20 protein-coding genes and 2 pseudogenes are annotated in these 21386 nt (G+C 62.2%); 15 read left to right on the plus strand and 7 right to left on the minus strand.

Annotated elements, in window-relative coordinates; all coding sequences use genetic code 11:
- Positions 1–6: 6 nt before the first annotated feature.
- From M1B34_RS05535 to M1B34_RS05545, 3 genes are all read left to right on the plus strand, one after another.
- Positions 7–1092, plus strand: a complete 1086-nt coding sequence (locus M1B34_RS05535; protein ID WP_123327894.1) for a 5-(carboxyamino)imidazole ribonucleotide synthase — start codon at positions 7–9, stop codon at positions 1090–1092.
- A 103-nt stretch (positions 1093–1195) separates the two neighbouring features.
- Positions 1196–1441 (plus strand): GlsB/YeaQ/YmgE family stress response membrane protein, encoded by a 246-nt coding sequence (locus M1B34_RS05540; RefSeq protein ID WP_011064289.1) that lies wholly within the window; start codon positions 1196–1198, stop codon positions 1439–1441.
- Positions 1442–1528: 87 nt separating this feature from the next.
- Complete coding sequence (locus M1B34_RS05545; protein ID WP_123327893.1) at positions 1529–2065, plus strand: DUF3299 domain-containing protein; 537 nt, start codon at positions 1529–1531, stop codon at positions 2063–2065.
- A 60-nt stretch (positions 2066–2125) separates the two neighbouring features.
- Here M1B34_RS05545 and M1B34_RS05550 read toward each other — a convergent pair whose 3' ends face one another.
- Positions 2126–3025, minus strand: a complete 900-nt coding sequence (locus M1B34_RS05550; protein WP_123327892.1) for a D-hexose-6-phosphate mutarotase — start codon at positions 3023–3025, stop codon at positions 2126–2128.
- A gap of 71 nt (positions 3026–3096) precedes the next feature.
- Positions 3097–3501, minus strand: a complete 405-nt coding sequence (locus M1B34_RS05555) for an acyl-CoA thioesterase (RefSeq protein WP_003229628.1) — start codon at positions 3499–3501, stop codon at positions 3097–3099.
- 394 nt (positions 3502–3895) lie between these two features.
- Here M1B34_RS05555 and M1B34_RS05560 point away from each other — a divergent pair, with 394 nt between their 5' ends.
- The 10 genes and pseudogenes from M1B34_RS05560 (at position 3896) to M1B34_RS05600 (ending at position 15322) form a co-directional block, all read left to right on the plus strand.
- Positions 3896–5194: an MFS transporter gene (locus M1B34_RS05560; protein WP_123327891.1), complete on the plus strand. Its 1299-nt coding sequence runs from the start codon at positions 3896–3898 to the stop codon at positions 5192–5194.
- A gap of 165 nt (positions 5195–5359) precedes the next feature.
- Complete coding sequence (locus M1B34_RS05565) at positions 5360–6343, plus strand: phosphate ABC transporter substrate-binding protein PstS (RefSeq protein WP_123327890.1); 984 nt, start codon at positions 5360–5362, stop codon at positions 6341–6343.
- A gap of 385 nt (positions 6344–6728) precedes the next feature.
- Positions 6729–8762 carry an ABC transporter permease subunit gene (locus M1B34_RS05570; protein WP_185039047.1) on the plus strand — a complete coding sequence of 678 codons (2034 nt, stop codon included), beginning with the start codon at positions 6729–6731 and terminating at the stop codon, positions 8760–8762.
- 15 nt (positions 8763–8777) lie between these two features.
- Positions 8778–10448, plus strand: a complete 1671-nt coding sequence (pstA, locus tag M1B34_RS05575; protein ID WP_123327888.1) for a phosphate ABC transporter permease PstA — start codon at positions 8778–8780, stop codon at positions 10446–10448.
- A 112-nt stretch (positions 10449–10560) separates the two neighbouring features.
- A complete protein-coding gene (gene pstB, locus M1B34_RS05580; protein WP_123327887.1) occupies positions 10561–11394 on the plus strand; it encodes a phosphate ABC transporter ATP-binding protein PstB in 834 nt (277 codons plus the stop codon).
- A 115-nt stretch (positions 11395–11509) separates the two neighbouring features.
- The gene (gene phoU / locus M1B34_RS05585) at positions 11510–12271 is read left to right on the plus strand and encodes a phosphate signaling complex protein PhoU (protein WP_123327886.1); all 762 of its coding nucleotides are present in this window, start codon (positions 11510–11512) and stop codon (positions 12269–12271) included.
- Positions 12272–12435: 164 nt separating this feature from the next.
- Positions 12436–13362 (plus strand): response regulator, encoded by a 927-nt coding sequence (locus tag M1B34_RS05590; protein WP_268264620.1) that lies wholly within the window; start codon positions 12436–12438, stop codon positions 13360–13362.
- A gap of 499 nt (positions 13363–13861) precedes the next feature.
- Positions 13862–14044 (plus strand): annotated as a pseudogene (locus tag M1B34_RS33830) (type II toxin-antitoxin system RelE/ParE family toxin); the annotation flags it as partial.
- Positions 14045–14051: 7 nt separating this feature from the next.
- Entirely contained in the window at positions 14052–14366 is a 315-nt protein-coding gene (locus tag M1B34_RS05595; RefSeq protein ID WP_268264621.1) for a helix-turn-helix domain-containing protein, read from the plus strand.
- 60 nt (positions 14367–14426) lie between these two features.
- A pseudogene (locus M1B34_RS05600) lies at positions 14427–15322 on the plus strand (peptidoglycan DD-metalloendopeptidase family protein).
- Positions 15323–15370: 48 nt separating this feature from the next.
- Here the strand turns inward: M1B34_RS05600 and M1B34_RS05605 are convergent.
- From M1B34_RS05605 to phoB, 3 genes are all read right to left on the minus strand, one after another.
- Positions 15371–16711 (minus strand): hemolysin family protein, encoded by a 1341-nt coding sequence (locus M1B34_RS05605; protein ID WP_123327882.1) that lies wholly within the window; start codon positions 16709–16711, stop codon positions 15371–15373.
- Positions 16712–16828: 117 nt separating this feature from the next.
- Positions 16829–18121 carry a phosphate regulon sensor histidine kinase PhoR gene (gene phoR, locus M1B34_RS05610; protein ID WP_259740334.1) on the minus strand — a complete coding sequence of 431 codons (1293 nt, stop codon included), beginning with the start codon at positions 18119–18121 and terminating at the stop codon, positions 16829–16831.
- A 126-nt stretch (positions 18122–18247) separates the two neighbouring features.
- On the minus strand, positions 18248–18937 hold the full coding sequence (gene phoB / locus M1B34_RS05615; RefSeq protein WP_003176964.1) for a phosphate regulon transcriptional regulator PhoB: 690 nt from the start codon (positions 18935–18937) through the stop codon (positions 18248–18250).
- Between the two features lie 150 nt (positions 18938–19087).
- On the opposite strand from phoB, the gene M1B34_RS05620 reads away from it, so the two are divergent.
- Positions 19088–19468: a COG4315 family predicted lipoprotein gene (locus tag M1B34_RS05620; protein WP_123327880.1), complete on the plus strand. Its 381-nt coding sequence runs from the start codon at positions 19088–19090 to the stop codon at positions 19466–19468.
- Between the two features lie 54 nt (positions 19469–19522).
- Here M1B34_RS05620 and ubiA read toward each other — a convergent pair whose 3' ends face one another.
- Both ubiA and M1B34_RS05630 read right to left on the minus strand, forming a co-directional pair.
- Positions 19523–20413, minus strand: coding sequence for a 4-hydroxybenzoate octaprenyltransferase (ubiA, locus tag M1B34_RS05625; RefSeq protein ID WP_268264622.1), 891 nt, complete (start codon positions 20411–20413; stop codon positions 19523–19525).
- A complete protein-coding gene (locus M1B34_RS05630; protein WP_123327878.1) occupies positions 20413–20976 on the minus strand; it encodes a chorismate lyase in 564 nt (187 codons plus the stop codon). Before M1B34_RS05630 ends, ubiA begins: the two co-directional genes overlap by 1 nt.
- A gap of 232 nt (positions 20977–21208) precedes the next feature.
- On the opposite strand from M1B34_RS05630, the gene M1B34_RS05635 reads away from it, so the two are divergent.
- Complete coding sequence (locus M1B34_RS05635) at positions 21209–21358, plus strand: rubredoxin (protein WP_268264623.1); 150 nt, start codon at positions 21209–21211, stop codon at positions 21356–21358.
- The last annotated feature ends 28 nt before the right edge of the window (positions 21359–21386 follow it).

The raw sequence follows: 21386 nt of genomic DNA on the forward strand, positions 1-21386 counted from the left end.
TTGACCATGAAAATCGGTGTAATCGGTGGCGGCCAGCTGGGTCGCATGCTAGCCCTGGCGGGCACCCCGCTGGGCATGAATTTCGCTTTCCTGGACCCGGCGCCGGATGCCTGTGCCGCGGCGTTGGGCGAGCACCTGCGGGCCGATTACGGCGATCAGGATCACCTGCGCCAGTTGGCCGATGAAGTGGACCTGGTGACCTTCGAATTCGAAAGCGTGCCGGCGGAAACCGTGGCCTTCCTTTCGCAGTTCGTACCGGTCTACCCGAGTGCCGAAGCCCTGCGCATCGCCCGCGACCGCTGGTTCGAAAAGAGCATGTTCAAGGACCTGGGGATTCCTACCCCGGCGTTCGCCGACATCCAGTCCCAGGCTGACCTGGACGCCGCCGTGGCCGCCATCGGCCTGCCGGCTGTGCTGAAAACCCGCACCCTGGGTTATGACGGCAAGGGCCAGAAGGTCCTGCGCAGCGCCGCCGACGTGACCGGCACCTTTGCCGAACTGGGCAGCGTGCCGTGCCTGCTGGAAGGCTTTGTGCCGTTCACCGGTGAAGTCTCGCTGATTGCCGTGCGTGCCCGTGACGGTGAAACCCGTTTCTACCCGTTGGTGCACAACACCCACGACAGCGGCATTCTCAAGCTGTCCGTGGCCAGCTCCGAGCACCCGCTGCAAGCCCTGGCCGAGGACTACTCCAGCCGCGTGCTCAAGCAGCTGGATTACGTCGGCGTCATGGCGTTCGAGTTCTTTGAAGTGGACGGCGGCCTCAAGGCCAACGAAATCGCTCCGCGGGTGCACAACTCCGGGCACTGGACCACCGAAGGCGCCGAGTGCAGCCAGTTCGAAAACCACCTGCGGGCGGTTGCCGGCCTGCCACTGGGTTCCACCGCCAAAGTGGGCGAGAGCGCCATGCTCAACTTCATCGGCAGCGTGCCACCGGTGGACAAGGTCATCGCCATCGATGACTGCCACCTGCACCACTACGGCAAGGCCTTCAAGGTCGGGCGCAAGGTCGGCCACGCCAACCTGCGCTGTGCCGACAAGGCAACCCTCGAAGCGCAGATCCTCAAGGTCGAAGCGCTGATCGCCGAGCAATAAAACCCGGGCGACGGCGGAACCTTCAAGGGCCGCCGTTCTCTGATGGCAGGATGCCAAAGTGCTGACTAGGCTTTGGCGTAACCCCTAATACAGAGGAAAAGCCATGGGAATTATCGGCACCATTTTTATCGGTTTGATCGTGGGTCTGCTGGCGCGCTTCCTCAAGCCAGGGGATGACAGCATGGGCTGGATCATGACCATCCTGCTGGGTATCGGCGGTTCGCTGGCGGCGACTTACGGCGGCCAGGCCTTGGGTATTTACCAGGCCGGTCAAGGCGCGGGCTTCATTGGCGCGCTGGTCGGCGCGATCGTCCTGCTGGTGATCTACGGCTTTGTGAAAAAGAGCTGATTTAGCGACAAAGCCCTCTCTGCTGCGCAGGCCGGGAGGGCTAGAATGCTCGGCGACTTATCGTCCCTTCCTTGACCGAGCTCCTCCATGCGCCGTCTTTTGTTGACCCTTGTGTTGCTGGGCAGTGGCCTGGCCCACGCCGCTGAACTCCCGGAAACCGACTGGCTGGAACTGATGCCCAAGTCGGACCAGAAAGCCCTCGAGCAGATGCCGGAAATCGACCACAACTCCCCCGAAGCCCAGGGCACCTTTACCGACAAGGGTGGCTTGAAGCAGAGCAAGGGGTTGCCGGCCGTGATGTATTCCACCAAGACCGTGCCGGGCATGAACGGCAAGGAAATTCGCATTGGCGGGTATCCGGTGCCGTTGGAATCCGACGCCAAGGGCCGCAGCACGCTGTTCTTCCTCGTACCTTACCCAGGCGCCTGCATCCACGTGCCGCCACCGCCGCCCAACCAACTGGTGCTGGTGCGCTACCCCAAGGGCCTGAAGCTGGACGACATCTACACGCCGCTGTGGGTGACTGGCACTTTGAAGATCGAAAAGGTCAGCAACGACCTGGCCGATGCGGCCTATGCGCTGGAGGCGGGCAAGGTGCGGGTGGTCAAGGAATCTGACCTCTGAAGGGCTAGGGGAGGCGGCTTGGGGCGACAGTCGTATCGCCGGCAAGCCGGCTCCTACAGGTCAGAGCGGGGTGCTGGTGATGCTGACGCCCAGGGTATGGCTGGCGCCGGGGGCCAGGGTGACGATGTCATCCAGGACGTTGGCGGTTTCGATGCACAGCATGCGTTGCCAGCCGTCGTCGGCCATGTCGCTGAACTGCGCGGCGCGAGCGATCCAGGGGTTCCAGATCACCGCTGAGCGCGAGCCGCGGCTGGTCAGTTGGATCCGCCGTTCCCAGGTCGGGTCGACAATGTTCAACTGCACCGGGGTATCGAGGTAGATGCGGTCGGTCTCGCCGGCAAACTGCAGGTCGCCCACTTGGGCCACGGTCTTCCAGTCGTCCAGGGTCTCGATGTAGTTCAGGCCATCCAGCCCTTCTACCCGCACATTGCGCACGTCACTGACCGCGAAATAGCTGTGCAGCGCCTGGCTGATGCTGACGCTGTCCGTGCCTTGGTTATGGCTGGTGAGGTTGATGTGCAGTTGTTGATCCAGGCGGATCGACAGGGTCAGGCCAACCTGGTGCGGCCAGCCCGGCAAGCCGCCTTCGGGCATGGGCAGTACCAGCTCCACCAGCAGGCCATCGTCGTCGCCTTCGATGCCCGCCAGGGTCCACTCGCTGGCGCGAACCAGGCCGTGGGCCGGCGCCGGCTCGTTGCTCTGGCGCATGGCCTGCACGCTTTGCGGGTTGCGCGCCAGGTTGCCGAACCACGGCCAGCACACCGGCACACCGGCGCGAATGCTTTTGCCCTGCTTGAACAGTGCCTCGTCGTTGAGCCAGATCAGCGGCGGTTGCCCGGCCACTTGATAGCTGAGGATGTGTGCTCCTTGCTGGGCCACCAGCAATTCGGCCTGGCCGTGGCGGATGCGCCAGCAGTTCAGTTCATCCAGTTTCACTGTTTCAACGTGAGGCGTCGGCATCGTGCAATTCTCGTTCAGGAGCAGGGGCTGCTATGGACCGCGCAACGGCTGTCAGGTTTAACCTTGGCCGGTCAGCGCGCCCGTGGCGGAACCGAACGGGTGCGGCCGCTGCCATCGATGGCGACGAACACGAACACCGCCTCGGTGACTTTGCGCCACTCGCTGGACAGCGGGTCGTCGCTCCAGACCTCAACCATCATCTGGATCGAGCTGCGGCCGATTTCCAGGGTCTGGGTATAGAAGGACAATTGTGCGCCTACGGCGACCGGCACCAGGAAGGCCATGCGGTCGATGGCCACGGTCGCTACTCGGCCACCGGCCACGCGGCTGGCCATGGCGGTGCCGGCGAGGTCCATCTGGGCCACCAGCCAACCGCCGAAAATATCGCCAAAACCGTTGGTTTCACGGGGGAGTGCGGTGATTTGCAGGGCCAGGTCGCCTTGCGGGATCGGATCTTCTTGTTCGAGCTCTATCATGCCGAGGGTGCCTCTGACCCGTGACGCTTCATGGGTACTTCAGGTGAATAGCCGTCTTTAGGAAAAACGATTCAGCCCCGAACATACTACGTTCGTCACGTTCTTTCTAAGGCGCGCTAAAGGGAAACTCTGCGAAACCGGCTGGCTCATTCAGTCGAGGAGGAGGCACAACAGCGTTTTCGCACAGCAACCCTTGCCAGGAGCGGGTTTGCGCTCCGAGGTTTGCGAGTATATCGGTCGATAGACTCCGCGACGACCGTCCGGTTCTCATTTTGCTCGTCAATTGAGCACATCCATGTGCTTTTTCGAACAATTTGCTATCGTGCCGAACCTGCCAGGCCCCAACCAGCGCTGTTGCGGTTTCCAGATTGACCTATAAGAGAAGCCCCTTGCCATGACCTCTGTGCCCTCGAGTGCCGCGCAGCCTGCGCAACCCGCTCGTCCGTTGACTCGCAACGACTACAAAACCCTTTCGCTGTCCGCCCTGGGCGGTGCGCTGGAGTTCTACGATTTCATCATTTTCGTGTTCTTCGCCACCGTGGTCGGCAAGCTGTTCTTCCCGGCGGACATGCCCGAATGGCTGCGCATGATGCAGACCTTCGGGATCTTTGCCGCCGGTTACCTGGCGCGGCCCCTGGGCGGGATCGTCATGGCCCACTTCGGCGACCTGCTGGGGCGCAAGAAGATGTTCACCCTGAGCATTTTCATGATGGCGGTGCCGACCCTGATCATGGGCCTGCTGCCGACCTACGCACAGATCGGCATGTGGGCACCGATCCTGCTGCTGTTGATGCGGGTGATCCAGGGGGCGGCCATTGGCGGTGAAGTGCCGGGCGCCTGGGTCTTCGTTTCCGAGCACGTACCGCAACGCCACATCGGCTACGCCTGCGGCACCCTGACGTCGGGCCTGACCGCCGGCATCCTCCTGGGCTCCCTGGTGGCCACGGCCATCAACAGCATCTATACCCCGGTGGAAGTGTCCGACTACGCCTGGCGGATTCCATTCCTGCTGGGCGGTGTGTTCGGCTTGTTCTCGGTCTACCTGCGCCGTTGGCTTCACGAAACCCCGGTGTTCGCCGAGTTGCAGCAGCGCAAGGCCCTGGCCGAAGAAGTGCCGCTGCGTGCGGTCTTGCGTGACCATCGTGGGGCGATTGCCATCTCCATGCTGCTGACCTGGCTGCTGTCCGCCGGGATCATCGTGGTGATCCTGATGACCCCCACCGTGCTGCAGACCGTCTACAAGTTCCCGGCGGCCACCGCCCTGGAAGCCAATAGCCTGGCGATTGTCTTTCTTAGCCTGGGCTGCATCGCCTCCGGCGCCCTGGCCGACCGTTTCGGTGCTGGCCGGGTGTTTGTGTTCGGCAGCGGCCTGCTGCTGGCCACGTCCTGGACCTTCTATCACAGCCTGCTGCAGCACCCCGAGTGGCTGTTCCCGCTCTATGCCCTGACCGGGCTGTTTGTCGGCACCATCGGCGCCGTGCCCTACGTGATGGTCAAGGCGTTCCCGGCGGTGGTGCGCTTCAGCGGCCTGTCGTTCTCCTACAACCTGGCGTACGCGATCTTCGGCGGCCTGACGCCGATGGCCGTGACCTGGCTGCTCAAGGAAAGCGCCATGGGCCCGGCCTACTATGTGGCGATCATTTGCAGCCTGGGGATGCTGGTGGGCCTGTATTTGTGGAAGAAGGGCCGCTGATCCGGTCCCTACAGAGCGGCGCTTGAGCCGTGCTTCAGCGAAAGGCCAGCCTCTTCATCGAATGCTGGCCTTTCATCTAATTGTCATATTTCAGACATAGAGTGTTCACATGGCCTACAGATACTTGGCCCCGACTTAACACACCCTATCTGCTAGGAGTAAGGCATGAAACTGAAGCGTTTGATGGCGGCAATGACCTTTGTCGCCGCTGGCGTTGCGACTGCCAACGCGGTTGCCGCTGTCGACCCTGCTATCCCGAGCTACACCAAGACCACGGGTGTTTCGGGCAACCTGTCCAGCGTCGGTTCCGATACCTTGGCCAACCTGATGACCCTGTGGGCCGAGAACTACAAAAAGGAATACCCGAACGTCAACATCCAGATCCAGGCTGCCGGCTCCGCCACTGCGCCACCTGCGTTGACTGAAGGCACCTCGAACCTGGGCCCGATGAGCCGCAAGATGAAGGACACCGAACTGGCGGCCTTCGAGCAGAAGTACGGTTACAAGCCAACCGCTATCCCGGTGGCCGTGGACGCCCTGGCGGTGTTCGTGCACAAGGACAACCCGATCCAGCACCTGACCATGGAACAGGTCGATGCGATCTTCTCCTCCACTCGCCTGTGTGGCGCCAAGGCTGAAGCCAAGACCTGGGGCGACCTGGGTGTGACCGGCGACCTGGCCAACAAGCCTGTGCAACTGTTCGGTCGTAACTCGGTATCCGGCACCTACGGCTACTTCAAGGAAGAAGCCCTGTGCAAAGGCGACTTCAAGCCTAACGTCAACGAACAACCGGGCTCGGCCTCGGTGGTGCAGTCCATCAGCTCCTCGCTGAACGGCATCGGTTACTCGGGCATCGGTTACAAGACCGCCAGCGTGAAGACCGTGGCCCTGGCCAAGAAAGGCAGCACTGAGTTCATCGAAGACACCGAAGAAAACGCCCTGAACGGCAAGTACCCGCTGTCGCGCTTCCTCTACGTTTACATCAACAAAGCCCCGAACAAGCCTCTGGCCCCGCTGGAAGCCGAGTTCGTGAAACTGGTCCTGTCCAAGCAGGGTCAGGAAGTTGTGGTGAAAGACGGTTACATCCCGCTGCCAGCCAAAGTGGCCGCCAAGGCCCTGGCTGACCTGGGTCTGAAAGAAGGTAACTAAGGCGCTACCGTAGGAGCTGGCTCGCCGGCTCCTACAACCCCTTTTCTGTCCGCTGCCAGCTTTGCTTCGCGGCGGTTTTGTTGCGTCACTGCATTGTCATCTTTCTGTCATACAGGATCGCTAGGGTGTGCGCATGAATGATCTGGCCAATTCCCCCATGACTACGACTTCTCCCCCCAAGCGCATTGATTTCAATACGCCTGAGTTGCAACGCAAGCGCCGTATTCGCGCGCTGAAAGATCGCCTGACCCGTTGGTACGTCCTTGTGGGCGGCCTGGCGGTGTTGGCCGCAATTACCCTGATTTTCTTCTTCCTGGCTTACGTCGTCGCGCCGTTGTTCCAGGGTGCCGACCTGACCGCCAAGGACCCGCTGACCCCGGCCTGGATGCAGGACGCCGGCAAGCCGCTGATGTTCTCTCTTGAAGAGCAGAACCAGGTCGGCATGCGCGTTTCCGACAAGGGCCAGGCGCTGTTCTTCGACATCGATTCGGGCGCCGAGCTGCGCCGCGTCGACTTGCCGATCCCGGCCGGTACTCAAGTCACCGCCATCGGCAAGGACCAGCCCGGCAGCCCGCTGGTGGTGGTCGGCCTGTCCAACGGCCAGGCCCTGGTGTTTCGTCACACCTATAAAGTGACCTACCCGGATGGCAAGAAAACCATCTCCCCGGCCATTGAATACCCTTACGGCGAAACCCCGATCGTGCTCAACGAGCAGGGCGGTGCACTGGAGCACGTCAACCTCAACGCCACGGACTCCGCGCTGGTGCTGGCCGGTTCGACCGGTGCCCAGCTGCAGGTGCTGCAACTGACCCGTGAAGAAAACATGATGACTGGGGAAGTCACCAGCGAGCAGAAGCGCATCGAGCTGCCGCAGATGACCGAGCCGGTCAAGGCCATGTACGTCGATCCGCGCCAGCAATGGTTGTATGTGATCAACGGCCGGGCCCAGGCCGACGTGTTCAGCCTGCGCGACAAGAGCCTCAACGGTCGCTACAAACTGCTGGAAGACGCCGACAGCGAAGTCACCGCCAGCACCCAACTGGTGGGCGGCATCTCGCTGATCATCGGTACGTCCAAGGGTGGCCTGGCCCAGTGGTTCATGGCCCGCGACCCGGACGGCGAGCTGCGCCTGAAGCAGATCCGCACCTTCCAGATGGGCACCGCACCGGTCATCGAAATCACTGCCGAAGAGCGTCGCAAGGGCTTTGTCGCCCTGGACGCCGCCGGCAAGCTCGGCGTGTTCCACAGCACCGCCCACCGCACCCTGCTGGTGGATCAGGTGGTGGAAGGCCAGGGCCTGTTCGGCCTGTCGCCACGGGCCAACCGGGTGATCGTCGAAGCCGGTGGCAAGTTGCAGCCGCTGGTGCTGGACAACCCGCACCCGGAAGTGTCCTGGAGCGCGCTGTGGAGCAAGGTCTGGTACGAGAACTACGACGAGCCTAAATACGTCTGGCAATCCACAGCGGCCAACACCGACTTCGAACCCAAGCTGAGCCTGTCGCCCCTGACCTTCGGCACCTTGAAGGCCGCGTTCTACGCCATGCTCTTGGCGGCGCCCTTGGCGGTGGCGGCAGCGATCTACACCGCTTACTTCATGGCCCCGGGCATGCGCCGCAAGGTCAAGCCGGTGATCGAGCTGATGGAAGCGATGCCGACGGTGATCCTCGGCTTCTTCGCCGGCCTGTTCCTCGCCCCCTATGTAGAAGGCCACCTGCCGGGCATCTTCAGCCTGCTGATGCTGCTGCCAATCGGCATCCTGGTGGCAGGCTTCGCCTTCAGCCGCCTGCCGGAGTCGGTCCGCCTGAAAGTGCCGGACGGTTGGGAAAGTGCGTTGCTGATCCCGGTGATCCTGTTCGTGGGCTGGCTGTCGCTGTACATGAGCCCGTTCATGGAGAACTGGTTCTTCGGCGGTGACATGCGCATGTGGATCTCCCACGACCTGGGCATTACCTACGACCAGCGCAACGCACTGGTGGTCGGCCTGGCCATGGGCTTTGCGGTGATCCCGAACATCTATTCGATCGCCGAAGACGCCGTGTTCAGCGTGCCGCGGGGCCTGACCCTGGGTTCCCTGGCCCTGGGCGCTACGCCGTGGCAGACCATGACCCGCGTGGTGATCCTCACCGCCAGCCCGGGCATCTTCTCGGCCCTGATGATCGGCATGGGCCGCGCCGTCGGCGAAACCATGATCGTGCTGATGGCCACCGGTAACACCCCGGTCATGGAAATGAACCTGTTCGAAGGCCTGCGCACCCTGGCCGCCAACGTTGCGGTGGAAATGCCCGAATCGGAAGTCGGCGGCAGCCACTACCGCGTGCTGTTCCTCTCGGCGCTGGTGCTGCTGTTGTTCACCTTCGTCATGAACACCCTCGCGGAGCTGATCCGTCAGCGTCTGCGCAAGAAATACTCGTCGCTTTAATAAAGGTAGAAGTCTGTGAAACAGAACTCCCTGAAAGGTTGGTTCAAGAGCGGCGCCCCAGGCGTCTGGATCAGCGGTGGCGCGGTGTCCATCGCGGTCATCATGACCATTGGCCTGCTGGCGGTGATTGCCGTACGCGGCCTGGGCCACTTCTGGCCCGCCGACCTGGTGCACGCGCAGTACGACATCCCGGGCCAGGCCCAGCAGTTGGTTGTCGGTGAAGTGGTGCAGAAGGAAGAAGTGCCCCGCGCCCGTCTGAAAAGCGCCGGCTTGCCGGTGCCGGACCAAGGCCCGGAGTTCATGACCCGTGAGCTGATCAAGGTCGGCAACCGTGACCTGAACGGCAATGACTTCACCTGGATCGTTGGCGAGTGGCTGACCAACCAGACCACGCCACGCGAGTTGATGGCCATCGAGCGGCGTGAGTGGGGCAACTTCTACGGCTACCTGGTCAACGTCAAAGAAAGCGGCAAGGTGATTGCCGAAGGCGAAGCGGCCTGGCCGGAACTGCAGGCGCGCATCCAGCGCGTCAGCCAACTGGCGGCCCAGCTCAAGACCCTGGAAAAAACCGATATCGGCGCGATCAACGCCGGCCTTGAACGCATCCGTCTGCACAGCCGCAAGCTGGAGCTGGAAGGCAAACTCGACGCCACCGCCCAGGCGGACATGGAAACCGAGCGCGCCGAACTCAATGCCCGTTATCAGGACATCGAGGCGCGTCTGAGCGACCTGCACGCCCAGGTCAACCGCGACAGCCTGACGGCCCGCGATGCCAACGGCAAGGAAGTGGTCATCGACCTGGGCAAGGTGGTGCACGCTTATCAGCCCAACGGCATGAGCACCCTGACCAAGGTCGGTTTCTATTTCAGCAAGGTCTGGGAATTCCTCAGCGACGACCCGCGTGAAGCCAACACCGAGGGCGGGATCTTCCCAGCGATTTTCGGCACCGTGATGATGACCCTGATCATGGCCATGATCGTCACCCCGTTCGGCGTGCTGGCAGCGGTCTACCTGCGTGAATATGCGCGCCAGGGCCCCATGACTCGCTTGATCCGCATCGCCGTGAACAACCTGGCGGGGGTTCCGGCCATCGTCTACGGCGTGTTCGGCCTGGGCTTCTTCGTTTATGTACTCGGTGGTTCCCTGGACCGCATGTTCTTCCCTGAAGCTCTGCCGGCGCCGACCTTCGGCACCCCGGGCCTGCTCTGGGCGTCCCTGACCCTGGCGCTGCTGGCGGTGCCGGTGGTGATCGTGGCCACCGAGGAAGGCCTGGCGCGGATTCCCCGCACCGTGCGTGAAGGTTCCCTGGCCCTGGGTGCGACCAAGGCCGAGACCTTGTGGAAAATCGTCCTGCCCATGGCCAGCCCGGCAATGATGACCGGCATGATCCTCGCCGTGGCCCGCGCCGCCGGTGAAGTGGCGCCGCTGATGCTGGTGGGTGTGGTGAAACTGGCGCCGTCGCTGCCGGTGGACGGCAACTACCCGTACCTGCACCTGGACCAGAAGATCATGCACCTGGGCTTCCACATCTATGACGTCGGCTTCCAGAGCCCCAACGTCGAGGCCGCGCGGCCGCTGGTGTACGCCACGGCGCTGCTGCTGGTGCTGGTGATCGCTACGTTGAACCTGTCGGCCGTGTGGATCCGTAACCACCTGCGGGAAAAATACAAAGCGCTGGACAGCTAATCAATAAGCCACAAGCGGCAGGCTCCAAGCGGCAAACTACGTGTCGCAAGCCGCTTTTGCCCAAACTTGCGGCTTGCAGCTAGAAGCTTGCAGCTACGAACGGAGTGAGACCATGCAACACGAAACCCACACCCATGGCATCAACATGTCCGCTCTGGGTCGCGACAAGCAGAGTCTGGACCTGGAACAGGAAACCGTGGCCATTGAAGTGCCCGGCCTGAGCCTGTTCTACGGCGATAAACAAGCGTTGTTCGACGTCAGCATGAACATCCCCAAGCAGCGCGTGACGGCATTTATCGGCCCGTCCGGCTGCGGCAAGTCCACGTTGCTGCGGACCTTCAACCGCATGAACGACCTGGTGGATGGTTGCCGTGTGGAAGGCGCCATCAACCTCTACGGCAACAACATCTACCGCAAGGGCGAAGACGTGGCCGAGCTGCGTCGCCGTGTGGGCATGGTGTTCCAGAAGCCCAACCCGTTCCCCAAGACCATTTATGAAAACGTGGTCTACGGCCTGCGGATCCAGGGCATCAACAAGAAGCGCATCCTTGATGAGGCCGTGGAATGGGCCCTCAAGGGCGCGGCGCTGTGGGATGAGGTCAAGGACCGCCTGCACGAATCGGCCCTGGGCCTGTCGGGTGGTCAGCAACAACGTCTGGTGATCGCCCGCACCATCGCGGTGGAGCCGGAAGTGCTGCTGCTGGACGAACCCTGTTCGGCACTGGACCCGATCTCGACCCTGAAAGTCGAAGAGCTGATCTACGAACTGAAATCCAAATTCACCATCGTCATCGTGACCCACAACATGCAGCAGGCGGCGCGGGTTTCCGACTACACGGCCTTTATGTACATGGGCAAACTGGTGGAATTCGGCGACACCGATACCCTGTTCACCAACCCGGCGAAAAAGCAGACCGAAGACTACATCACGGGGCGCTACGGCTAGTTGAGGCAGTTGTAAGCCGCAGGCTTCAAGCGGCAAGTTAAAGCGGTTCAGCGTAACGACACACATTGGCTTGCAGCTTGTAGCTTGCGGCTTACAGCTTTTGCGGAGCAATCGCATGATTAGTAAAGAAGGCCTTACCCACCACATCTCCGCGCAGTTCAACGCCGAGCTGGAAGAGGTGCGCAGCCACCTGCTGGCCATGGGCGGGCTGGTGGAGAAACAAGTCAATGACGCGGTTACCGCGCTGATCGAGGCCGACTCCGGCCTGGCCCAGCAAGTGCGCGAGATCGATGACCAGATCAATCAGATGGAGCGCAACATCGACGAGGAGTGCCTGCGCATTCTTGCCCGTCGCCAGCCGGCGGCCTCTGACTTGCGCTTGATCATCAGCATTTCCAAGTCGGTGATCGACCTGGAACGCATCGGCGACGAAGCCACCAAGATCGCCCGTCGTGCCATCCAGTTGTGCGAAGAAGGCGAAGCGCCACGGGGCTACGTCGAAGTGCGCCACATTGGCGATCAGGTGCGCAACATGGTCCGCGATGCCCTGGATGCCTTTGCCCGTTTTGACGCCGAGCTGGCGCTGTCCGTGGCCCAGTACGACAAGATCATCGACCGCGAATACAAGACCGCTCTGCGCGAGCTGGCCACCTACATGATGGAAGATCCGCGCTCGATCTCGCGGGTACTGAGCATTATCTGGGTACTTCGCTCCCTGGAGCGTATTGGCGACCATGCGCGGAACATCTCCGAGCTGGTGATCTACCTGGTACGCGGCACCGATGTGCGCCATTTGGGCCTCAAGCGCATGAAGGAAGAAGTTGAAGGAACCAGTGCTGAAAGCGCTAATGTTCCGGGCAAAACTGACGATAAGTAAGATTGCCCAAGACGAACGCCCGGCCCTTGGCCGGGCGTTTTTGTTTGCGGCTTTTCCAGTAAAAAGCAGCACCCGCGAACGAAAAGTCCCGGCGTGACTGAAGAGTTTTGGCAAAGTGCCATCAGCCAGCGTTATGCTTGCCGGGATTTTTAAAGGGGTGTTGGATGAGCAAGATCAGTGTGTTGGTGGTGGACGATGCTTCGTTCATTCGTGACCTGGTGAAGAAGTGCCTGCGTAACTACTTCCCGGGTATCCGGACCGAAGATGCGGTCAACGGTAAAAAGGCCCAGGCGATGCTGGCCAAGGAAGCGTTCGACCTGGTGCTGTGCGACTGGGAAATGCCGGAAATGTCCGGTCTCGAACTGCTGACCTGGTGCCGCACCCAGGACGCCCTGAAAAGCATGCCGTTCGTGATGGTCACCAGCCGTGGCGACAAGGAGAACGTGGTCCAGGCGATTCAGGCCGGTGTCTCCGGCTACGTCAGCAAGCCTTTCACCAACGAACAGCTGCTGACCAAGGTCAAGCAGGCGCTGAACAAGGTCGGCAAGCTCGATACCCTGATGAACAGCGCGCCCACCCGGATGAACTCGGCGTTCGGCAACGACTCCCTGAGCGCCCTGACCGGCGGCAAGACCGAAGTGCTGGGCGCCGCCGCCCCTGCGGCCAAGCCGGCCGCACCAGCGGCAGCCGCCCCCCGTGGTTTGCTCAACAGCCCACCGGTGAAGGCTCCAACGCCAGCGTCGGCGGCATCGGGCGGTCGTGGTCAAGGCCAGTTGCGTCTGCCAAGCGGTACCCAGCAATGCGTGATCAAGGCCCTGAGCATCAAGGAAGCCTTGCTGGTGGTGAAGCGCGGTGAAGTGCTGCCTCAGGTGCTGGACAGCGCCGTACTCGACCTGGAGCAGGGCGATAACGCCGAGGTGGCCCGTTTGAACGGCTACCTGCATGCGGTGGTGGCCCACGAGCCGAAGCCGGACAGCGATTGGCTGCAACTGACCTTCCGTTTTGTCGATCAAGACGCACAGAAGCTCGATTACATTTCGCGCCTGATCGCCCGCGGTACCGCGCAGAAGCACTTCGTCCCGGGCGCTTGATGGCGTCTCCGGGCTCCGCCTGGGTGGCGGCTCCCTTGCGTGTGGTCTTGGCTGCACGCCATCTCCCTGATCAACACCTGCACTCGGCCAGCCGCCGGGGCAGGTGGATCATGAGCCAACGCTCAAAGCCTTCACGTCCGTGCACGGCCTGAACCCGCATCACCGCCCGAAACCTGGCGCAACCACTTTCTCGCGCCGGTTTTTTGCCTGTGGATAAAGTGCCTCAGAGGCCTATTTTTCCGCTTGCTTCAGCGGTTGCCGATGACGCTCCGGATCGCTGCAAGGCCGCTTCAGGCCAAGTGTTGATGGGCTTAGGCGGTATTGGGTGCTGTGCGTCTGTTGCTGGTTTTTCAGCTTGATTCATATCTATTTGGATATAGATTGAGGCCTGACGCTTTTCGCCATTCTGTCTTCCAGGCCATGCCTTGAAACAACCCGGGGCACCCTGTCCTGGCGTGTTTGTTTAGCCTGGGTCTGGGTCAGTCACAGGAGACGTTCGATGACCAGGCACAAGGATGTGGTGTTTGTCGGGAGCGCGCTCAGTGACCTTCGGGCGTTCCCGTTGGATGCACGCCGCGCCGCAGGTTTTCAGTGGGACGTGTTGCAGGCCATGCGCAAGACCACGCGCCGCACCGAAATACGGGACATCGAACGGGCTCGCGCCAGACTGCAGGGGATAGGTCCACGCCATGACCGAACACATCAACACCGATCGTTTCACCCGTGTCTGGGACGCCCTCGAGGCGTCACCCCAGGACGCGGCCAATATGCGCTTGCGGGCCAAGCTGATGCTGGCGCTGGGCAAAGCCGTCAAGGCCTGGGGCGTCTCCCAGAAGGAGGCGGCCAAGCGTCTGGGCATCAGCCAGCCACGGCTCAACGACGTGCTCAGCGGCAAGATCAACAAGTTCTCCCTCGACGCCCTGGTCAACCTGTCCGACGCCGCACAGCTGGGAGTGGATATCAGTATCAGTGGTGTAGATCTGCCGCCTCTGGCCCCGGTTTGAGTGCTGCCCCAGCGTTCGGGCTGCTAGCCTTGCCACAGCTCTTCTGAAGAATTTTGTCCTATGTTCCTGCGCCTGTTGTTGCTCTGTGGTCTGTTGCTGGCCGCCCCTTGGGTGGCGGCCATGACCATCTACAAAACCACCGATGCCGACGGCGTGGTGTCCTACAGTGATCGGCCCTCGCCGGGGGCCCAGGTGTTCCTGTTTCAGGACCGTATGGTCGAGCGCCTGGAGCGCAGGTGCACCTGGATATCCAGAAGCGCAACGGCGTGGACAGCGTCTTTGTGCGCAACGACCTGTACGCCCCGGTGGAGGTCGAGCTGAGCTTCGCTGGGCTTAGCAATGTCAGTGGCGCTCCCAGGCAACCGGTCCGCCAGGTCCTGGCACCCCGCAGCCGCCAGCGTCTGGCGCTGCTCAGCGCCACTCAGGCCGGCAAGCCGCTGGTGTACACCCCGAAGTTTCGTTACTCCCTGGGGGACCCTGGCGGCGTGGCTCGGGGCTACCGTTATCCGTTGCCCTGGCTGGGCGGGCCCTTTCGCCTGACCCAGGGGCCCAATGGCCCCTACAGCCACTTTGGACCCAAGAGCCGTTATGCCATGGACATCGCCATGCCCGAGGGCACGCCGATCATCGCGGCGCGGGGCGGGGTGGTGGTGAAGACCGAGAATGCCCAGAGCGGGCGGGGCGACAACCCGGCAGGCAATTTCGTCCGGGTGCTGCATGAAGACGGCACCATGGGCGTCTACCTGCATCTCAAGCGTGGTTCGGTGAAGGTTCGCGAAGGCCAGCGTGTGGCAGTGGGCAGCCCCTTGGGCCTGTCGGGCAATACCGGCAACAGCACCGGGCCGCACCTGCACTTTGTGGTGCAGCGCAATACCGGGTTGGGGCTGGTGTCGATTCCCTATCAGTTCAACCAGCCACTGGGGGCGTTGCCGAACTTTGCGTTGGGCAAACAATAACCTTCGCCGGTAGGAGCCGGCGTGCCGGCGAACGGGCCGAATGGCCCGTCAATCCAGCATCAAGACCTTGGCCAAAACGATTTTCGGGCCCTTCATCTTCTTGATGATGATGCGCAAGCCTTCAACCTCCAGCACTTCTTCCTCTTCCGGCACCCGTTTCAGGGTTTCGTAGATCAGCCCGGCCAGGGTTTCGGCTTCGATGTGGTCCAGGTCGATGCCCAGCAGGCGCTCTACCTTGAACAACGGCGTGTCGCCACGTACCAGGAGCTTGCCCGGCTGGTAGGCGAGGATCCCGCGCTCGGCCTTGCGGTGTTCGTCCTGGATGTCGCCCACCAGCACTTCCAGCACGTCTTCCATGGTCAGGTAGCCAATGATGTTGCCATCGGCCTCTTCCACCACGGCGAAGTGCGAACCGCCTTTGCGGAACTGCTCCAGCAGTTGCGACAGCGGCATGTGCCGCGACACGCGTTCCAGCGGGCGGGTCAGTTCGGCCAGGTTGAACGATTCGGGAATATGGTCCAGGGCCGCCAGTTCAAGGAGCAGGTCCTTGATGTGCAGCAGGCCGACGAACTCGTTGCGCTCGCTGTCGTACACCGGATAGCGGCTGAACTTGTGGCGACGGAACAGGGCGAGGATTTCCTTGAGCGGCGCGTTGAACTCCAGGCTGATCAAGTCTTCCCGGGAGTTGGCCCAGTCCACCACTTCCAGTTCGCCCATTTCCACGGCCGACGCCAATACGCGCATGCCCTGGTCGCTCGGGTCCTGGCCACGGCTGGAGTGAAGGATCAGCTTGAGCTCTTCACGGCTGTAATGGTGCTCGTGGTGCGGGCCGGGTTCACCCTGGCCAGCGATGCGCAGGATGGTGTTGGCGCTGGCGTTGAGCAGGTAGATGGCCGGGTACATCAGCCAGTAGAACAGGTACAGCGGCACCGCCGTCCACAGCGACAGCAGCTCGGGTTTGCGGATGGCCCAGGATTTGGGCGCCAGCTCACCGACCACGATGTGCAGGTAGGAAATGATGAAGAAGGCGGTAAAGAACGACACGCCTTTGACCACTTCCGGAGAGTTGACGCCCAGGGCGCTGAGCAGCGGCTCCAGCAGGTGGGCGAAGGCCGGCTCACCGACCCAGCCCAGACCCAGGGAGGCCAGGGTGATACCCAGCTGGCAGGCGGACAAGTAGGCGTCGAGCTGGCTGTGCACAGTGCGCAGGATCTGTCCGCGCCAGCCGTTCTGATCGGCGATGGCCTCGACCCGGGTCGAGCGCAGTTTGACCATGGCGAACTCGGCCGCAACGAAGAAGCCGTTGAGCAGAACCAGGATCAGTGCAAAAAGAATCATGCCGAAATCGGCGAAGAGTGTAGAGAGGGTAAAGCCTGTGGAAGGGTCCATGATGGAGTTTTGCGGGTTCCGTGTCGGAGAAAAAGAGGGCCATGCGGTGCCTGAAGGGCAGGCACAAGCTACGCAATGTAGCGGCTGACACGACGATTGCCTAGGGGCGAATCGCGGTCAGCGCTGGTCGGTGATGGCCTCGACGGAGGTTTTTTTCACCTGGGCCGGAGCGAAGTGGCAGGTGAAGGTGCTGCCGTGGCCCAATACGCTGCTGATTTCCAGGCGTGCCCGGTGGCGCAGCAGCACGTGCTTGACGATGGCCAGGCCCAGGCCGGTGCCGCCCGTGGTGGAGTTGCGGCTGGAGTCCACACGGTAGAAGCGCTCGGTAAGGCGCGGCAGGTGTTTGTTGTCGATGCCGATCCCCGAGTCCTGCACGCTCAGGTGCGCGCCGTGCTCGTCGCCCCACCAGCGGATGCGGATATTGCCTTCGGCCGGGGTGTATTTCACCGCGTTGAACACCAGGTTGGAGAAGGCGCTGCGCAGCTCCGCCTCGCTGCCTTTGAGCTGCACCGTGGCATCGGCGTCCAGGCTGATGCGCTGGTTACGGTCGCCGGACAAGGCCTGGGCGTCGCTCTTGATCGACTTGAGCAGGGCGTCGATGGGCACCGGCTGGTTGTCCGAGGGGTAGTCGGTGGCTTCCAGCTTGGCCAGCAACAACAGGTCGTTGAGCAGGGTCTGCATGCGTCCGCCTTGCTGCTGCATTTGCTGCAGGGCACGGCTCCAGCGCGGGTTCACGTCTTCAACGTTGTCCAGCAGGGTTTCCAGGTAGCCGCAGATCACCGTCAGCGGCGTACGCAGTTCGTGGGACACGTTGGCGATGAAGTCTTTGCGCATCTGTTCCAGCTGGTGGATGCGGGTCACGTCGCGCACCAGCATCAGGTGTTCGTTGTTGCCGTAGCGGGTGATGTACAGCTGGATGCGCAGGCGGTCGTTGATCGGCGAAGGAATTTCCAGGGGCTCGGCGTAGCTGTCCTGCTCGAAATATTCCTTGAAGCGCGGATGGCGCACCAGGTTGGTCACGGGCTGGCCGCTGTCTTGCGGAGTCTTGAGGCCCAGCAGGGTTTCTGCGGCGCGGTTCCACCATTCCAGGTTGCCGTCGCTGTCGAGCATGATTACCGCGTCCTTGAGAGCCGCGGTGGATTCCTGGACCCGGTCGATCACCGCTTGCAGGCGCCCGCGAACCCGTTGGTCGCGGCGTTGCAGGTGGTAGATGCTGTCGAACACTTCGCCCCACAGGCCGTAGCCATCGGGCGGTGCTTCATCGGGTTGGTGCTTGCGCAGCCATTCATGCAGGCGCAGCAGTTGTTTCAAGGTCCAGGCCAGGTACAGGCCCAGGCCGATGGCCAGGCTCCAGCCGTAATAGCCACTGATCAGCCCCACCAGCAGGCAGCCGGTGACCAGCAGGAGCATGTGGCGGATCAGGGTGCTGTGCCAGTTTTGGTTCAAGTTGCATCCTTCGGAACAGTTTCAAGTTTCAAGCTCCAAGCTAAAGCAGTCCCGCTTTTAACTTGCGGCTTGTGGCTGATTGCTTGTAGCTCAACCTTTGGTTGAAAACCGATAACCGGTGCCGCGCACGGTTTGTACCAGATTCTCGTAGGCGTCACCCAGGGCCTTGCGCAGGCGCCGGATGTGCACGTCCACGGTGCGCTCCTCGACGTACACGTTGCCGCCCCAGACCTGGTCCAGCAATTGGCCACGGGTGTAGGCGCGTTCCTGGTGGGTCATGAAGAACTGCAGCAGACGATACTCGGTGGGGCCCATCTCGGCCGGTTTGCCGTCGATGGTCACGCGGTGGCTGATGGGGTCCAGCAGCAGGCCGCCGACTTCGATCGGCGCTTCGCCATCGGTCGGGCCGGCACGGCGCAGTACGGCTTTAAGCCGGGCCACCAGCTCACGGGGGGAAAACGGCTTGGTGATGTAGTCGTCGGCACCGACTTCCAGGCCCTGGATCTTGTTGTCCTCTTCGCCCTTGGCGGTCAGCATGATGATCGGGATATCCCCGGTCAGCTCATCGCGCTTGAGGCGCCGCGCCAGCTCGATGCCGGAGGTGCCGGGCAGCATCCAGTCGAGCAGGATCAGGTCCGGCTTGCGGTCGACGATAATGGCGTGGGCCTGCTGGGAGTTCTCGGCCTCCAGGCAGTCATAGCCGGCCATTTCCAATGCGACGGCGATCATTTCGCGAATGGGCGCTTCGTCGTCAACGATCAGAATGCTCCTGCCAACCATGCTTAATCCTCTTGTCATTTAACTGTCTTGCGCCGCATTAGATAACGGAATTATTGCAGTCGTGTGACAGTATTTCCGCCGGGCGGCGTGACGCAGATTCCTCAACTAAGCTTTGAGTCCGAATCCTGACAACCACAAGAGAAGGTTTCCATGACTCAAATGACGCAATCCTGGAAAGCCCTGCTGGTCGCGGCCGCTCTCGCGCTGCCGTCGCTGGCCTTCGCCGCCGAACCGGCGATGACCAAGGATGGGATGATGGTCGACCACAAAGGCATGGCCTTGTACACCTTTGCCAAGGACGCCGACGGCAAGTCCATGTGCAACGACAAGTGCGCCGCCAACTGGCCGCCGCTGATGGCCGAAGGCAGCGACAAGGCCATGGGCAAATGGACGGTGATCAAGCGCGATGATGGGGCCATGCAGTGGGCCTACGACGGCAAGCCGCTGTACACCTTCGTGATGGACAAGAAGGTCGGTGACATGACCGGCGACGGCAAGATGGACGGCGCCTGGAAGGTCGCCAAGCCCTGATGGTTCGCCGGTAAGCCCGCTCCTGGCAGGAGCCGGCTTGCCGGCGTCACGTATTCAACGCAAACCGTAGTCCGCCACGATCCCCACGAAAATCGCCAGCCCCGCCCAGTGGTTATGCAGGAATGCCTTGAAACAGCGCATCCGGTCGCGGTCGCGGGTGTACCAGAACTCCCAGGCAAAACAGCCCGCCGCCGCCAGCAACCCCAGCTGGAACCAGCCTCCCAGCTCGAACCGCGCGCCTGCCAGCAGCAGGCAGCCCAGGGCCAGCAGTTGCAGGCTGAGGATGATCACCCGGTCCGCTTCGCCAAACAGAATGGCCGTGGATTTCACCCCGATCTTCAAGTCGTCGTCGCGATCAGTCATGGCGTAGTAAGTGTCGTAACCCACGGTCCACAGCAGGTTGGCGATGTACAGCAGCCAGGCCGCGGCCGGCAGTTCACCGGTCTCGGCGGTGAACGCCATGGGGATGCCCCAGGAGAACGCCGCCCCCAGCATCACTTGGGGGTAATAGGTGTAGCGCTTCATAAACGGGTAGCTGGCCGCCAGTGCCAGGCCGCCGAGGGACAGCCAGATGGTGGTGGCGTTGGTGCACAGCACCAGCACGAAGGCGATCAGCATCAGCACGGCGAAGAACACCAGGGCCTCTTTGGAGCCGATCTTGCCGCTCACCAGTGGGCGCTGCTCGGTGCGTTTCACATGGCCGTCGACCTTGCGGTCGGCCCAGTCGTTGATCACGCAACCGCCGGCCCGGGTCAGTATCACGCCGAGCACGAAGATCAGCACGTTGGCCAGGGAGGGCGATCCCTTGCCGGCAATCCACAGGGCCCAGAGTGTTGGCCAGAGCAGCAGGTAAATGCCGATCGGCTTGTCCATGCGGGTCAGCTGGATAAAGTCCCAGGCCCGGGGATGCAGGCGATTGAGGGATTTGAGCAGGCTCTGGTACATCAGCAGTTCTCCGGATGGCTGGCCGCAGCCGCCCACAAGGTCGGCAAGAAAATTTCCGCCACCAGCACGCTCAGGGTGCCGCGGTCGAAGCGCGAGCGGCGACCCCACAGGCCTTCGCCACACACGTCTTCGGGCAACCAGGCGCCAGGGTAATGGCAGACCTCGATGGGCCGGCGCTGGAAGGCCTGGTCACAGAACAGCAGTTCCCCCAGGGAGCGGCTGCCCAGCTCATCGATATTGAAACCACCGTTTTCCAGGGCGCTGCGGGCGGCGACGCTGCGGGCAAACACCCAGGGTTCGCCGTGGCCCCGCAGATACACTTCGCGCACCCAGCCCTGGCTGCCCAGCGATAACTCCAGGGCGGCACACTCGTCGTCGCGCAGGGTTTGCCAGCCCTCCACCAGCGGCGTGACGCTGAAGTGGTCAGCGGACAGCCGGGACAGGCGCCGGGTCAACGAACCTTCATCGAACAGCCAGTCGAGGGTTGGCGCATCGGGGCAGGGCGACAGCCGGCTTTGCGGCAGCCAGGCCGGGGCACTGGAGGGGGGCTTTGAGTGCGGCACGGTGGGTCATTATTGGCAGCAAAAGAGGCGGCGAGCTTAGCATGTCACCGGCCGATTTTGACTCGCCGGCGCGGGGCTCCGCTGCGAACGTGCTTGCATCTGCCGTTACCGATCAGTACAAAACGCCCTGTGCCGGGTGCGCTTTGGCGCGGCATCCAGAGTCGACCCATCGACCGATTCACCGGCAACGCCTGAACCCTGAGGAAATGCGTACTGAAAAAAGTGGCAATGTGTGGTCTGCGGCCTGATCTATAACGAAGCCGACGGCTGGCCGGACGACGGCATCCTGCCCGGCACTCGCTGGGAAGACGTGCCTGAAGACTGGCTCTGCCCGGACTGCGGCGTGGGCAAGATGGATTTCGAGATGATCGAAATCGGCTAATCACGGATTTTTGATCCTCATACACACC

The organism is Pseudomonas morbosilactucae, from assembly GCF_023241715.1.
In the GTDB taxonomy this organism is placed as follows: domain Bacteria; phylum Pseudomonadota; class Gammaproteobacteria; order Pseudomonadales; family Pseudomonadaceae; genus Aquipseudomonas; species Aquipseudomonas morbosilactucae.